The 13,621-nt window shown below is 52.2% G+C and carries 12 protein-coding genes and 1 other annotated feature; of the genes, 9 read left to right on the plus strand and 3 right to left on the minus strand.

Annotation, left to right across the window (positions count from 1 at the left end; all coding sequences use genetic code 11):
- The 5 genes from dnaA to yidA all read left to right on the plus strand — a co-directional run bounded on the left by dnaA (position 1) and on the right by yidA (position 7,049).
- Complete coding sequence (gene dnaA, locus LY264_RS00005) at positions 1-1,404, plus strand: chromosomal replication initiator protein DnaA (RefSeq protein ID WP_003827078.1); 1,404 nt, start codon at positions 1-3, stop codon at positions 1,402-1,404.
- A 4-nt stretch (positions 1,405-1,408) separates the two neighbouring features.
- Complete coding sequence (dnaN, locus tag LY264_RS00010) at positions 1,409-2,509, plus strand: DNA polymerase III subunit beta (protein ID WP_003023863.1); 1,101 nt, start codon at positions 1,409-1,411, stop codon at positions 2,507-2,509.
- A complete protein-coding gene (gene recF, locus LY264_RS00015; RefSeq protein ID WP_048215236.1) occupies positions 2,509-3,582 on the plus strand; it encodes a DNA replication/repair protein RecF in 1,074 nt (357 codons plus the stop codon). Before dnaN ends, recF begins: the two co-directional genes overlap by 1 nt.
- A gap of 28 nt (positions 3,583-3,610) precedes the next feature.
- Positions 3,611-6,025, plus strand: a complete 2,415-nt coding sequence (gyrB, locus tag LY264_RS00020; RefSeq protein ID WP_048215237.1) for a DNA topoisomerase (ATP-hydrolyzing) subunit B — start codon at positions 3,611-3,613, stop codon at positions 6,023-6,025.
- A 211-nt stretch (positions 6,026-6,236) separates the two neighbouring features.
- On the plus strand, positions 6,237-7,049 hold the full coding sequence (gene yidA / locus LY264_RS00025; RefSeq protein ID WP_048227368.1) for a sugar-phosphatase: 813 nt from the start codon (positions 6,237-6,239) through the stop codon (positions 7,047-7,049).
- Between the two features lie 44 nt (positions 7,050-7,093).
- On the opposite strand, the gene LY264_RS00030 is transcribed toward yidA, so the two are convergent.
- Together LY264_RS00030 and cbrA are read right to left on the minus strand one after the other, a co-directional pair.
- A complete protein-coding gene (locus LY264_RS00030) occupies positions 7,094-7,687 on the minus strand; it encodes a YidX family protein (RefSeq protein WP_230319980.1) in 594 nt (197 codons plus the stop codon).
- A 58-nt stretch (positions 7,688-7,745) separates the two neighbouring features.
- The gene (cbrA, locus tag LY264_RS00035) at positions 7,746-8,891 is read right to left on the minus strand and encodes a colicin M resistance lipid reductase CbrA (protein ID WP_032945448.1); all 1,146 of its coding nucleotides are present in this window, start codon (positions 8,889-8,891) and stop codon (positions 7,746-7,748) included.
- A gap of 99 nt (positions 8,892-8,990) precedes the next feature.
- Between cbrA and LY264_RS00040 the strand changes: the two genes are divergently transcribed.
- A complete protein-coding gene (locus LY264_RS00040) occupies positions 8,991-10,217 on the plus strand; it encodes a YidR family protein (RefSeq protein ID WP_048227365.1) in 1,227 nt (408 codons plus the stop codon).
- A 1-nt stretch (position 10,218) separates the two neighbouring features.
- On the opposite strand, the gene LY264_RS00045 is transcribed toward LY264_RS00040, so the two are convergent.
- A complete protein-coding gene (locus LY264_RS00045; RefSeq protein ID WP_003023879.1) occupies positions 10,219-10,551 on the minus strand; it encodes a YceK/YidQ family lipoprotein in 333 nt (110 codons plus the stop codon).
- 238 nt (positions 10,552-10,789) lie between these two features.
- Positions 10,790-10,862: a sequence feature (ROSE (Repression Of Heat Shock gene Expression) occurs in the 5'-region of heat shock genes and acts as an RNA thermometer to modulate expression.), on the plus strand.
- On the opposite strand from LY264_RS00045, the gene ibpA reads away from it, so the two are divergent.
- The 3 genes from ibpA to LY264_RS00060 all read left to right on the plus strand — a co-directional run bounded on the left by ibpA (position 10,856) and on the right by LY264_RS00060 (position 13,575).
- Positions 10,856-11,269 (plus strand): small heat shock chaperone IbpA, encoded by a 414-nt coding sequence (ibpA, locus tag LY264_RS00050; RefSeq protein ID WP_003023882.1) that lies wholly within the window; start codon positions 10,856-10,858, stop codon positions 11,267-11,269. It overlaps the preceding feature by 7 nt.
- Before the next feature lie 92 nt (positions 11,270-11,361).
- The gene (gene ibpB, locus LY264_RS00055) at positions 11,362-11,790 is read left to right on the plus strand and encodes a small heat shock chaperone IbpB (protein ID WP_003827096.1); all 429 of its coding nucleotides are present in this window, start codon (positions 11,362-11,364) and stop codon (positions 11,788-11,790) included.
- 123 nt (positions 11,791-11,913) lie between these two features.
- Positions 11,914-13,575, plus strand: a complete 1,662-nt coding sequence (locus LY264_RS00060; protein WP_048227364.1) for a putative transporter — start codon at positions 11,914-11,916, stop codon at positions 13,573-13,575.
- Positions 13,576-13,621: the final 46 nt, after the last annotated feature.

Raw genomic sequence — 13,621 nt, forward strand, 5'->3', positions numbered from 1 at the left:
GTGTCACTTTCGCTTTGGCAGCAGTGTCTTGCCCGATTGCAGGATGAGTTACCAGCCACAGAGTTCAGTATGTGGATACGCCCGTTGCAGGCGGAACTGAGCGATAACACGCTGGCTTTGTATGCGCCAAACCGTTTCGTGCTCGATTGGGTAAGGGATAAATACCTTAATAATATTAATGGATTACTCAATAATTTCTGTGGAGCGGATGCCCCACAGCTGCGCTTTGAAGTCGGCACTAAACCCGTCACGCAAACGCTGAAAACGCCGGTCAACAATGTTGTTGCGCCCGCCCACGTGGCTCAGCAAGTGCAACCGCAACGTGCTGCTCCGGCGGCGCGTCCAGGCTGGGATAACGTCCCGGCTCCGGCAGAACCTACCTATCGTTCTAACGTCAACGTCAAACACACGTTTGATAACTTCGTTGAAGGTAAATCTAACCAACTGGCGCGCGCGGCGGCACGTCAGGTGGCGGACAATCCTGGCGGCGCCTACAATCCGTTATTCCTATATGGCGGTACGGGTCTGGGTAAAACCCACCTGTTGCACGCTGTCGGTAACGGCATTATGGCGCGTAAGCCAAACGCCAAAGTGGTGTATATGCACTCCGAGCGTTTTGTGCAGGACATGGTCAAAGCCCTGCAAAACAACGCGATCGAAGAGTTTAAACGCTACTACCGTTCCGTTGACGCGCTGCTGATTGACGATATCCAATTCTTCGCGAATAAAGAGCGATCGCAGGAAGAGTTTTTCCACACCTTTAACGCCCTGCTGGAAGGCAATCAGCAGATCATCCTGACCTCGGATCGCTATCCGAAGGAGATCAACGGCGTTGAAGATCGTCTGAAATCCCGCTTTGGCTGGGGACTGACTGTCGCGATCGAACCGCCTGAACTGGAAACGCGTGTTGCGATCCTGATGAAAAAAGCCGACGAAAACGACATTCGTCTGCCGGGTGAAGTCGCGTTCTTTATTGCCAAGCGTCTACGCTCTAACGTACGTGAGCTGGAAGGCGCACTGAACCGCGTGATCGCCAACGCCAATTTTACCGGCCGGGCGATTACTATCGATTTCGTGCGTGAAGCGCTGCGCGATCTGCTGGCTTTGCAGGAAAAGCTGGTCACCATCGACAATATCCAGAAGACGGTGGCGGAGTATTACAAAATCAAAATTGCGGATCTGCTTTCTAAGCGTCGATCTCGCTCGGTAGCTCGTCCGCGCCAGATGGCGATGGCGCTGGCAAAAGAGCTCACTAACCACAGTCTGCCGGAAATTGGCGACGCGTTTGGTGGGCGTGACCATACTACCGTGCTTCATGCCTGCCGCAAGATTGAGCAGTTGCGTGAAGAAAGCCATGATATTAAAGAAGATTTCTCCAATTTAATCAGAACATTATCTTCGTGACGCTATGAAATTTACCGTTGAACGTGAACATTTATTAAAACCGCTTCAGCAGGTCAGCGGCCCGCTGGGTGGACGTCCTACACTGCCTATTCTCGGAAACCTGCTGCTGCAGGTTGCTGACGGCACGCTTTCGCTGACCGGTACCGATCTCGAAATGGAGATGGTGGCGCGCGTGGCGCTGATCCAGCCCCATGAACCTGGCGCGACCACCGTTCCGGCGCGTAAATTCTTCGATATTTGCCGTGGATTGCCGGAAGGCGCGGAAATTGCCGTTCAACTGGAAGGCGACCGTATGCTGGTGCGTTCTGGCCGCAGCCGTTTCTCGCTGTCTACGCTGCCTGCCGCCGACTTCCCGAATCTGGACGATTGGCAGAGCGAAGTCGAATTCACCCTGCCGCAGGCGACGATGAAGCGCCTGATTGAAGCCACGCAGTTTTCGATGGCGCATCAGGACGTACGTTACTACTTAAACGGCATGCTGTTTGAAACCGAAGGGGAAGAGCTGCGTACCGTGGCGACCGACGGTCACCGCCTGGCGGTTTGTTCAATGCCTGTTGGTCAGCCGTTGCCAAGCCATTCGGTGATCGTACCGCGTAAAGGTGTGATTGAACTGATGCGTATGCTCGACGGCGGCGATAACCCGCTGCGCGTGCAGATTGGCAGCAACAACATTCGTGCGCACGTTGGTGACTTCATCTTCACCTCTAAGCTGGTTGATGGCCGTTTCCCGGATTATCGCCGCGTATTGCCGAAGAATCCGGACAAGCATCTGGAAGCCGGTTGCGATATCCTCAAACAGGCGTTTGCGCGTGCGGCGATCCTCTCGAACGAGAAATTCCGCGGCGTGCGTCTGTATGTCAGCGAAAACCAGCTCAAAATCACCGCCAACAACCCGGAGCAGGAAGAAGCAGAAGAAATTCTGGATGTCTCCTATCCTGGTACAGAACTGGAAATCGGCTTTAACGTGAGCTACGTACTGGACGTTCTGAACGCGCTGAAGTGCGAGAACGTGCGTATTCTGCTGACCGATTCCGTATCGAGCGTACAGATTGAAGATGCCGCATCACAGTCGGCTGCCTATGTTGTTATGCCAATGAGACTGTAATGTCGCTCACCCGCCTGTTGATCCGCGATTTTCGCAATATCGAAAGCGCGGATCTCGCTTTATCCCCTGGCTTTAACTTCCTGGTTGGCGCGAACGGCAGCGGCAAAACCAGCGTCCTGGAAGCCATCTATACGCTCGGCCATGGCCGGGCGTTTCGCAGTTTGCAGATTGGCCGCGTGATTCGCCACGAGCAGGAGTCGTTTGTTTTACACGGGCGTTTGCAGGGTGAAGAACGTGAGACGTCGATTGGCCTGACGAAAGACAAACTGGGCGACAGCAAAGTGCGCATTGACGGCACTGACGGGCACAAGGTTGCAGAACTGGCGCACCTGATGCCGATGCAACTGATCACGCCAGAGGGGTTTACTTTACTCAACGGCGGCCCCAAATACAGAAGAGCATTTCTTGACTGGGGATGCTTTCACAATGAAGCCGGATTTTTCACCGCCTGGAGCAACCTGAAGCGACTGCTCAAGCAGCGTAATGCGGCACTGCGCCAGGTGAGTCGTTATGAGCAACTGCGCCCGTGGGATAAAGAACTGATCCCACTGGCGGAACAAATCAGCACCTGGCGCGCGGAGTACAGCGCCGGTATCGCGCAGGATATGGCGGATACCTGCCAGCAGTTTCTTCCCGAGTTTTCGCTCTCCTTCTCATTCCAGCGCGGCTGGGAGAAAGAGACTGATTATGCCGAAGTGCTGGAACGCAGTTTTGAACGCGATCGCATGTTGACCTACACTGCGCACGGCCCGCATAAGGCGGATTTCCGCATTCGCGCCGACGGTGCGCCGGTGGAAGATACGTTGTCGCGTGGGCAGCTAAAGCTGCTGATGTGCGCCTTACGTCTGGCGCAAGGGGAGTTCCTGACCCGTGAAAGCGGGCGGCGCTGCCTGTACCTGATAGATGATTTTGCCTCTGAACTGGATGACGCGCGTCGCGGACTGCTGGCCAGCCGCTTAAAAGCCACGCAATCTCAGGTCTTTGTCAGCGCAATAAGCGCTGAACACGTTATAGACATGTCCGATGAAAATTCGAAGATGTTTACCGTGGAAAAGGGTAAAATAACGGATTAACCCAAGATAAAATGAGCGAGAAACGTTGATGTCGAATTCTTATGACTCCTCCAGTATCAAAGTCCTGAAAGGACTGGATGCGGTGCGTAAGCGCCCGGGTATGTATATCGGCGACACGGATGACGGCACCGGTCTGCACCACATGGTATTCGAGGTGGTAGATAACGCTATCGACGAAGCGCTCGCGGGTCACTGTAAAGATATCGTGGTAACGATTCACGCTGACAACTCCGTGTCCGTTACCGATGATGGCCGTGGTATCCCAACCGGTATTCACCCGGAAGAGGGCGTTTCGGCAGCGGAAGTTATCATGACCGTTTTGCACGCAGGCGGTAAATTCGATGATAACTCCTATAAAGTTTCCGGCGGTCTGCACGGCGTGGGTGTTTCCGTCGTTAACGCCCTGTCACAGAAGCTGGAACTGGTGATTCGTCGTGAAGGCAAAGTGCATCAGCAAACTTACGTGCACGGTGTGCCGCAGGCGCCGCTGGCAGTAACCGGCGAAACAGAATTGACCGGGACTCAGGTCCGTTTCTGGCCAAGCCACGAAACCTTTACCAATGTTGTTGAATTTGAATACGACATTCTGGCGAAACGTCTGCGTGAGCTGTCATTCCTGAACTCCGGCGTCTCTATTCGTCTGCGCGACAAGCGTGACGGCAAAGAAGACCATTTCCATTATGAAGGCGGCATCAAGGCGTTTGTTGAATACCTCAACAAAAACAAAACGCCGATCCACCCAAATATCTTCTACTTCTCCACCGAAAAAGACGGTATCGGCGTTGAAGTTGCGCTGCAGTGGAACGATGGTTTCCAGGAAAACATCTACTGCTTCACCAACAACATTCCACAGCGTGACGGCGGTACTCACCTTGCAGGCTTCCGTGCGGCGATGACCCGTACCCTGAACGCCTACATGGACAAAGAAGGCTACAGCAAAAAAGCGAAAGTCAGCGCTACTGGTGACGATGCCCGTGAAGGTCTGATTGCCGTTGTTTCCGTGAAAGTACCGGATCCGAAGTTCTCCTCACAGACCAAAGACAAGCTGGTCTCCTCTGAGGTGAAATCGGCGGTAGAACAGCAGATGAACGAACTGCTGAGCGAATATCTGCTGGAAAACCCGTCTGACGCGAAAATCGTTGTCGGCAAAATTATTGATGCTGCGCGTGCTCGTGAAGCTGCACGTCGTGCGCGTGAAATGACCCGTCGTAAAGGCGCGCTGGACTTAGCGGGTCTGCCGGGCAAGCTGGCGGACTGTCAGGAACGCGACCCGGCGTTGTCCGAACTGTACCTTGTGGAAGGGGACTCCGCGGGCGGTTCTGCTAAGCAGGGCCGTAACCGTAAAAACCAGGCGATTCTGCCGCTGAAGGGTAAAATCCTCAACGTCGAGAAAGCGCGCTTTGACAAGATGCTCTCCTCTCAGGAAGTCGCGACGCTGATCACCGCGCTCGGCTGTGGCATCGGTCGTGACGAGTACAACCCGGACAAACTGCGTTATCACAGCATCATCATCATGACCGATGCCGACGTCGATGGCTCGCACATTCGTACGCTGCTGTTGACCTTCTTCTATCGTCAGATGCCGGAAATCGTTGAACGCGGCCACGTTTACATTGCACAGCCACCGCTGTACAAAGTGAAAAAAGGCAAGCAGGAACAGTACATTAAAGATGACGAAGCGATGGATCAGTATCAGATCTCTATCGCTCTGGATGGCGCAACGCTGCACACCAATGCCAACGCACCAGCCCTTTCAGGTGAGTCGTTAGAGAAACTGGTTTCTGAATACAACGCGACACAGAAAATGATTGGCCGTATGGAACGTCGTTTCCCGAAAGCGCTGCTGAAAGAGCTGGTTTATCAACCGACGCTGCCAGAAGCTGATTTGGCAAATGAACAGGCCGTTACCCGCTGGGTGAATGCACTGATTACCGAGCTGAACGAAAAAGAACAGCACGGTAGCCTGTGGAAGTTTGATATCCACCACAACGCAGAGCAGAACCTGTTTGAACCGATTGTGCGCGTCCGTACTCACGGTGTGGATACCGACTACGTTCTGGACCACGAGTTTGTGACCGGTGGCGAATACCGTCGTATTTGTACGCTTGGCGAGAAGCTGCGTGGGCTGATCGAAGACGATGCGTTTATCGAACGTGGCGAGCGTCGCCAGCCGGTTGCCAGCTTTGAGCAGGCACTGGAATGGCTGCAGAAAGAGTCTCGTCGTGGCCTCGCTATCCAGCGTTATAAAGGTCTGGGCGAGATGAACCCGGAACAGCTGTGGGAAACCACCATGGATCCGGAAAGCCGTCGTATGTTGCGCGTTACCGTGAAGGATGCGATTGCTGCCGACCAGCTGTTCACCACGCTGATGGGCGATGCCGTTGAACCGCGTCGCGCATTTATCGAAGAGAACGCCCTGAAAGCGGCGAACATCGATATTTAAGCCAATCTGTAGGCCGGATAAGGCGGTTTACGCCGCTATCCGGCAAGACGTTGTATTGTGCCTGATGGCGCGTTGCTTATCAGGCCTACAAACGACAACCAATCTACAAAAAAGGGGAATCTCGATTCCCCTTTCTATCCCCCTTTTCGTAGCTGTTTTTTGAGCGGAATCGCGTTAGCATGAGGACGGACTCATTTAATCCGGGGAACTCATGGCTATAAAACTTATTGCTATCGACATGGATGGCACACTTCTGCTGCCCGATCACACCATTTCACCAGCGGTCAAAACGGCGATTGCCGCGGCACGCGCGCGTGGCGTGAATGTGGTGCTGACCACGGGACGCCCGTATGCCGGCGTTCACAGCTATCTGAAAGAACTACATATGGAACAACCCGGTGACTACTGCATTACCTACAACGGTGCGCTGGTGCAGAAAGCAGGGGATGGCAGTACCGTGGCGCAAACCGCGCTGAGCTATGATGATTATCGTTACCTGGAGCAGCTTTCCCGGGAAGTTGGCTCGCATTTCCACGCCCTCGATCGCAATACGCTGTATACCGCGAACCGTGATATCAGCTACTACACGGTGCACGAATCGTTTGTCGCGACCATCCCGCTAATGTTCTGTGAAGCCGAGAAAATGGATCCCGCAACCCAGTTCCTGAAAGTGATGATGATTGACGAGCCGGAGATCCTCGATAAAGCTATCTCTCGTCTACCTGCGGAAGTAAAAGAGAAGTACACCGTGCTGAAAAGTGCGCCGTATTTCCTCGAAATCCTCGATAAACGCGTCAATAAAGGGACGGGCGTAAAATCGCTGGCCGATGCGTTAGGCATTAAAGCCGAAGAGGTGATGGCGATTGGCGATCAGGAAAACGACATTGCGATGATTGAATACGCAGGGGTGGGCGTTGCCATGGATAACGCTATTCCGTCAGTCAAAGAAATCGCCAACTTTGTGACGAAATCTAACCTTGAAGATGGCGTCGCGTATGCCATTGAGAAATTTGCGCTGAATTAAGAAATTATGGGCAAGTGCCTTGTTACATTTGCCCATTTAAATATTTATTGGTGATAATAATTAAAAAATAATATTTGTAATGGAGAGGTTACGACATCCAGAGTGATAGTAATGGGCAGCAGTCCGTTTGTGACGAATTCGGGTATATGTGAGGTTTTATATTCGTAAAAACCAACGGTAAATGGATGATAAAACGTAAGCATCTGCGAGTAATCCTGTTTGGTGCTTTTTTTATGGATTGTCCCTTGCAGTTTGGATAGATTTTTAGTGCAGTATTGCGCTGAGCAGTCAAAACCGTAGCCCGTAAGCACTTGTTTAACGTCCTGCGTTTCCCCTGTGTATTTAAGCGTTAATACGCCTTTAAACACCTTTTTATTGTCGCTGATGATGAATTTGGCGATATCAACTGCCTGTAAATTATGACGGTCGATTTGCGGATCTTGCAGCAACTTCACCACGCTTTCGGCACCACTGGTTATCAGATAATCAAACGTTTTACCGACAAAGACATAGCCTTCATTACCATCATTATCTTTACCTGACGATAAGCCAATAACGGTGTCTGTTTCCCACTTTTCCATTGTTGTGTGTGGATCGCCTGCTTTGAGCCACATAAAGCTCAGGCACCCTGATAACATAACGCTAAGCGATGATACGACCAGTGATTTTACCAACCAGCTATATTTTATGTTCAACTTAATCCCTTAAAAAAACGCGCCATAATGTCATAGCCATACTACGCGATTTCTCACGCTTTGCTTTTGCTGGCGGGTGACTTTCAGATTTTGCCAAGGGAATATGCGCCACGCCGCTGCGCATAATCCATTTACGGGAAAACGCTGACGTCAGGGCCCGGCTTTTCAGGATTTTGCCATATAGTTTGAGACGTAACTTGTGGGTGGCTTTACGGTAAGCGTGATTCATATCTGGTGTATCCCGCAGCAGTACCGATTTGAGGATCTCCGCGCTGTCCAGCGCATAGCTAATCCCTTCCAGCGAGCTGGCGCTGATAAAACCGGCCGCTTCACCAATCAAAAATGCGTTGTCCTCGCCGCAGACGAAGTCTTTCCAGCGTGAGGGGAATAGCACCGTACATTTTTCACTTTTCACCGGTTTGCCGAACTGGAAATGGAACGCTTCCAGCTTCTCTTTCAGCGCGTCAAAGCGTGCCTGTCCGTCCTTCATGGGGTAGGCGCCACCAAAGATAAAATAGCCATCTTTGCTGATACTCCAGGAATAACAGTCAGTTGCATCGTTATCAAAAATACAGGAATAGAACGGTACGGGATGCTTTTCCGCAAACCATTGTTGAATAGCGACATATTTACGGATTTGGTGCTGTGGATAGAGATGACGGCGCACCAGTGAATTCGCGCCGTCTGCCCCCACCAGATAACGTGCAGTGATCTGCTGCTCCCAACCGTCGGCGCGGAAGATAACATGCCATTTATCGCCCTCGCGCCAGATTTTCCGACACAGGCTGTCGTGATACACCTGCACATCATCAGGGATGAGAGATTTAAGCCATAAATCAAAAGCATGGCGGTTGATATTAATGTAGCTGCGCTGGTAGTTACGCGTCAAAGAAGCGGCAACATCAACCGTTTTAACGCTAAAAATCTGCGGGTTGGCGATAACATCAACGGGTAAGGTAATCCCGTCGCGGATAAACGAACGCTGGGCGTCCGGGGCCAGCAGACCGCCGCAGGGTTTAGTGAAACCTTCGTTGCCGCACTGGCGTTTTTTATCCAACGCAATCACGCGCATTTTTCCGCTCAACTGTCGCGCCAGCGCTGCGCCTGCCGGACCTAAACCGATAATCGCTACGTCAAAATGTTCCATCTTTCTGTCCGCAAAAATGAAGATGGCGATACGCTAAAGCCTGAAAGTGAAGTGCTTGTGAAGTATGATTGTTTTAATCGTCTTGTATCAGGGCATCCCATGAAGCAAATCACCTTTACGCCGCGTAATCATCAGCTTACCAATATCAATACCTGGACACCGGACAGCCAGTGGCTGGTCTTTGATGTGCGCCCTTCCGGCGCCTCTTTTACCGGTGAAACAATTGAGCGCGTCAATATCCATACTGGCGAGCTGGAGGTGATTTACCGGGCTACTCAGGGATCGCACGTTGGTGTGGTGACCGTTCATCCAAAGTTGGAAAAATATGTCTTCATTCACGGGCCTGAAAATCCTGATGAAACATGGCATTACGACTTCCATCATCGTCGTGGGGTGATTGTCACGCAGGCTGGGGTGGAGAATCTGGATGCAATGGATATTACTGCGCCCTATACGCCAGGTGCGCTGCGCGGCGGGAGTCATGTGCATGTCTTTAGCCCGCACGGTGAGTTTGTCAGTTTCACCTATAACGACCATGTACTGCATGAGCGCTCTCCGGCGCTCGATTTACGCAACGTCGGTGTGGCTGCACCGTATGGTCCGGTGAAGGTCTCCGCGCAGCATCCGCGTGAATACAGTGGCAGCCATTGGTGCGTGCTGGTGAGCCAGACGACACCAACGCCAAAACCGGGTAGCGATGAGATTAACCGCGCCTATGAAGAGGGCTGGGTTGGAGAAAACAGGCTGGCGTTTATCGGTGATACGCTATCAGCCACTGGAGAGAAAGTACCAGAGCTGTTTATTGTTGATTTGCCACAGGATGAAAGCGGCTGGAAACAGCCGGGGGACGCGCCTCTGGAGGGGACTGACATGACCATGCCTGCGCCACCATCCGGTATCCGCCAACGCCGTCTGACGTTTACCCATGAGCGCGCCTTCCCGGGGCTGGTGAATCAGCCTCGCCACTGGGTACGCAGTAATCCAAAGGCAGCTGAGATTGCGTTTTTAATGCGTGATGACAACGGTATTGTACAGCTATGGCTGATTTCCCCACAGGGTGGAGCGCCGCGTCAGCTTACCCGGTGCGCTACGAATATTCAGTCAGCCTTTAACTGGCACCCATCGGGGAAATGGCTGGGATTTGTACTGGAGAACAGAATTGCCTGTTGTGATGTTCAAACGGGCGAGATTGATTTTTTAACGGAACGTCATGATAACCCGCCGTCGGCCGATGCGATCGTCTTCTCCCCTGATGGTCGACAGGTTGCGTGGATGGAAGACGTCGAGGGTTTCCGCCAGTTATGGGTGACTGAAACCGGGCGTTAATTTATGGAGCAGACATTTCTGCCGGGGGAATAACGGCGTTCGTGGCCTGGGTTCTCTCCTCGCTCTTTTCTACGCGGGATCTCACCGAGTTATCTTTGCGAAAGAGATCCCAAGGTAGCAATACCGTATCGAGCACCGCGGTAAAAGGCATATCCAGAATCGCCAGCGACTTGGTTCCCCAGTTCGTATCACTTTCGCTAATCATTGTGGCACTGGCTCGCGTGCCAGGATACGTCCCTTCTTTGCCACCTGTATGCGACATGATGCTGGAACAGCCGCTTACAAACGCCATCCCACTACACATCGTCAGTGTTACCAACATTTTTTTAATCATCATTTATTCATCTGTATTTATCGTGTTTGCATGGTGAGTTAAAGCGATCCGTTGCGAAAATAACATCACCATTTCGTCGCACTGTGGCGGCCATCGCGATTTAACGAGAACAACTGCTCCCCCCAGTGTATGCAATAGACAACAAACTGCAAAAAAAGTCAGATGAATACGCTTGAAAAGTTTGTATTAAGACCCATTTTTAGAGTGTAGACAAATGAAGGGCATGCCTGATGGGTGTCCTGGCTACCTGACCTGTCCATGATGGAAGGTCAATTATTCTCGCTGATTTCAGGAGCTATTGATTATGCGTAACTTTGATTTATCCCCGCTGTACCGTTCTGCTATTGGTTTTGACCGTCTGTTTAACCTGCTGGAAAACAATCAGGGCCAGAGCAATGGTGGCTACCCTCCGTACAACGTTGAGCTGGTAGACGAAAACCATTACCGCATTGCAATTGCCGTTGCCGGTTTTGCTGAAAGCGAACTGGAAATTACTGCCCAGGACAATCTGCTGGTGGTAAAAGGCGCCCATGCGGACGATCAAAAAGAACGTACTTACCTGTATCAGGGTATTGCCGAGCGCAACTTTGAACGCAAGTTCCAGTTAGCGGAGAACATTCATGTTCGCGGCGCAAACCTGGTAAATGGTCTGCTGTATATCGATCTTGAGCGCGTGATTCCTGAAGCGAACAAACCGCGCCGCATCGAAATTAACTAATTCTGTAGGCCGCTTCAGGCGGCCTTGCTAAGTCATCGGCTTGCCGTCAGGGAGCCGAAAGGTACCTACTCGCTTCTTAGAAGGAGATTATTATGCGTAACTACGATTTATCCCCACTGCTGCGTCAATGGATCGGTTTTGACAAACTGGCCAATGCCTTGCAAAACACCGGTGAAAGCCAGAGCTTTCCGCCTTATAACATCGAAAAGAGCGATGATAACCACTACCGCATTACCCTTGCGTTAGCCGGTTTCCGCCAGGAAGATCTGGATATTCAACTGGAAGGCACGCGCCTGACCGTGAAAGGTACGCCGCAGCAGCCGGAAAAAGAGACCAAATGGTTGCATCAGGGGCTGGTCACTCAGCCGTTCAGCCTGAGCTTTACGCTGGCTGAAAATATGGAGGTCTCCGGCGCAAGCTTCACTAACGGCTTGCTGCATATTGATTTGACCCGGAATGAACCTGAAACCATTGCTCCACAACGTATCGCCATCAGCGAACGTCCTGCATTAGATAGTTAAATAGCTCCATGCCTTTGCCCCGCCAGAAATGACGGGGCTTTTTTGTGCTTTACCACCCATACATTGCGACTGTACTCTGCGAGAATCCATTTACTTAATGATGTTATTCACAGGGAACAGGATATGAGTGATATAGCATTGACGGTCAGCGTTCTGGCATTAGTGGCAGTTGTCGGGTTATGGATCGGCAACATAAAAATACGTGGCGTGGGTTTTGGCATTGGAGGCGTGCTGTTCGGCGGTATTATCGTCGGGCATTTTGTCGATCAGGCAGGGATGACCCTGAGCGGCGACATGCTGCATTTTATTCAGGAATTTGGCCTGATTCTTTTCGTCTACACCATTGGTATTCAGGTGGGGCCGGGCTTTTTTGCTTCTTTGCGCGTTTCGGGCCTGCGGCTGAATCTGTTTGCTGTGCTGATTGTCATCATGGGTGGCCTGGTCACCGCGATCCTGCATAAGATTTTTGCCATTCCTCTCCCTGTGGTGCTGGGAATATTCTCTGGAGCGGTCACCAATACCCCGGCGTTAGGTGCGGGGCAGCAAATTCTGCGCGATTTAGGTACGCCTGGCGATGTGGTTGACCAGATGGGGATGAGCTATGCCATGGCTTATCCTTTCGGCATCTGCGGAATTTTACTGACCATGTGGCTGATGCGCCTTATTTTCCGCGTTAACGTCGATGCTGAAGCCCAGCAGCATGAATCCACGCTGACCAACGGGCACGCACTGATTCAGACGATGAACATCCGCGTGGAAAACCCAAACATCAACAATATGGCGATTCAGGATGTCCCGATTCTGAACAGCGACAAAATCATCTGCTCGCGTCTGAAACGTGACGAGACATTGATGGTGCCGTCGCCAGGGACTGTTATCCAGATGGGCGACCTGCTACACCTGGTCGGGCAGCCTGCTGACCTGCATAACGCGCAGGTGGTGATTGGGCAGGAGGTAGACACATCGCTGTCCACGCGAGGTACCGATTTACGCGTCGAACGCGTGGTGGTGACCAACGAACAGGTACTGGGTAAACGAATCCGCGACCTGCATTTCAAAGAGCGTTACGACGTGGTGATTTCCCGCCTGAACCGTGCGGGTGTTGAGCTGGTAGCCAGCAGTGACGCCAGCCTGCAATTCGGGGATATCCTCAATCTGGTGGGGCGTCCCGCGTCCATTGATGCCGTCGCCAATGTTGTCGGCAACGCGCAGCAAAAACTGCAGCAGGTGCAGATGCTGCCGGTATTTATCGGTATCGGGCTGGGGGTTCTACTGGGTTCAATCCCGCTGTTCATCCCGGGGTTCCCGGTGGCGTTGAAACTGGGGTTGGCCGGCGGGCCGCTGATTATGGCCCTGATCCTGGGGCGTATTGGTAGCATCGGTAAGCTGTACTGGTTTATGCCTCCCAGCGCTAACCTGGCGTTGCGAGAGTTGGGTATCGTGCTGTTTCTTGCAGTGGTGGGTCTGAAGTCAGGCGGTGATTTTGTCGATACCCTAACACAGGGAGATGGTCTGAGCTGGGTGGGCTACGGTATTTTCATTACCGCGATTCCGCTTATTACCGTGGGCTTGCTGGCGCGAATCTTTGCCAAAATGAACTATCTGACACTGTGTGGCATGTTGGCTGGCTCAATGACCGATCCCCCGGCTTTGGCGTTTGCTAATAACCTGCATGCCACCAGCGGGGCAGCAGCGCTCTCCTACGCTACCGTTTATCCGCTGGTCATGTTCTTGAGGATTATTACCCCGCAACTGCTGGCGGTACTCTTCTGGGGATTAGGTTAAAACTGACTTATCCGGCCTGCATCTTCTGTAGGCCGGATAAGACGGT

The organism is Citrobacter portucalensis (assembly GCF_023374935.1).
Classification (GTDB): Bacteria; Pseudomonadota; Gammaproteobacteria; order Enterobacterales; family Enterobacteriaceae; genus Citrobacter; species Citrobacter portucalensis.

Coding starts and splice junctions, on each gene's coding strand:
- dnaN (WP_003023863.1), top strand. CDS start 1,409: ATGAAATTTACCGTTGAACGTGAACATTTATTAAAACCGCTTCAGCAG.
- recF (WP_048215236.1), top strand. CDS start 2,509: ATGTCGCTCACCCGCCTGTTGATCCGCGATTTTCGCAATATCGAAAGC.
- gyrB (WP_048215237.1), top strand. CDS start 3,611: ATGTCGAATTCTTATGACTCCTCCAGTATCAAAGTCCTGAAAGGACTG.
- yidA (WP_048227368.1), top strand. CDS start 6,237: ATGGCTATAAAACTTATTGCTATCGACATGGATGGCACACTTCTGCTG.
- LY264_RS00030 (WP_230319980.1), bottom strand. CDS start 7,687: ATGTTATCAGGGTGCCTGAGCTTTATGTGGCTCAAAGCAGGCGATCCA.
- cbrA (WP_032945448.1), bottom strand. CDS start 8,891: ATGGAACATTTTGACGTAGCGATTATCGGTTTAGGTCCGGCAGGCGCA.
- LY264_RS00040 (WP_048227365.1), top strand. CDS start 8,991: ATGAAGCAAATCACCTTTACGCCGCGTAATCATCAGCTTACCAATATC.
- LY264_RS00045 (WP_003023879.1), bottom strand. CDS start 10,551: ATGATTAAAAAAATGTTGGTAACACTGACGATGTGTAGTGGGATGGCG.
- ibpA (WP_003023882.1), top strand. CDS start 10,856: ATGCGTAACTTTGATTTATCCCCGCTGTACCGTTCTGCTATTGGTTTT.
- ibpB (WP_003827096.1), top strand. CDS start 11,362: ATGCGTAACTACGATTTATCCCCACTGCTGCGTCAATGGATCGGTTTT.
- LY264_RS00060 (WP_048227364.1), top strand. CDS start 11,914: ATGAGTGATATAGCATTGACGGTCAGCGTTCTGGCATTAGTGGCAGTT.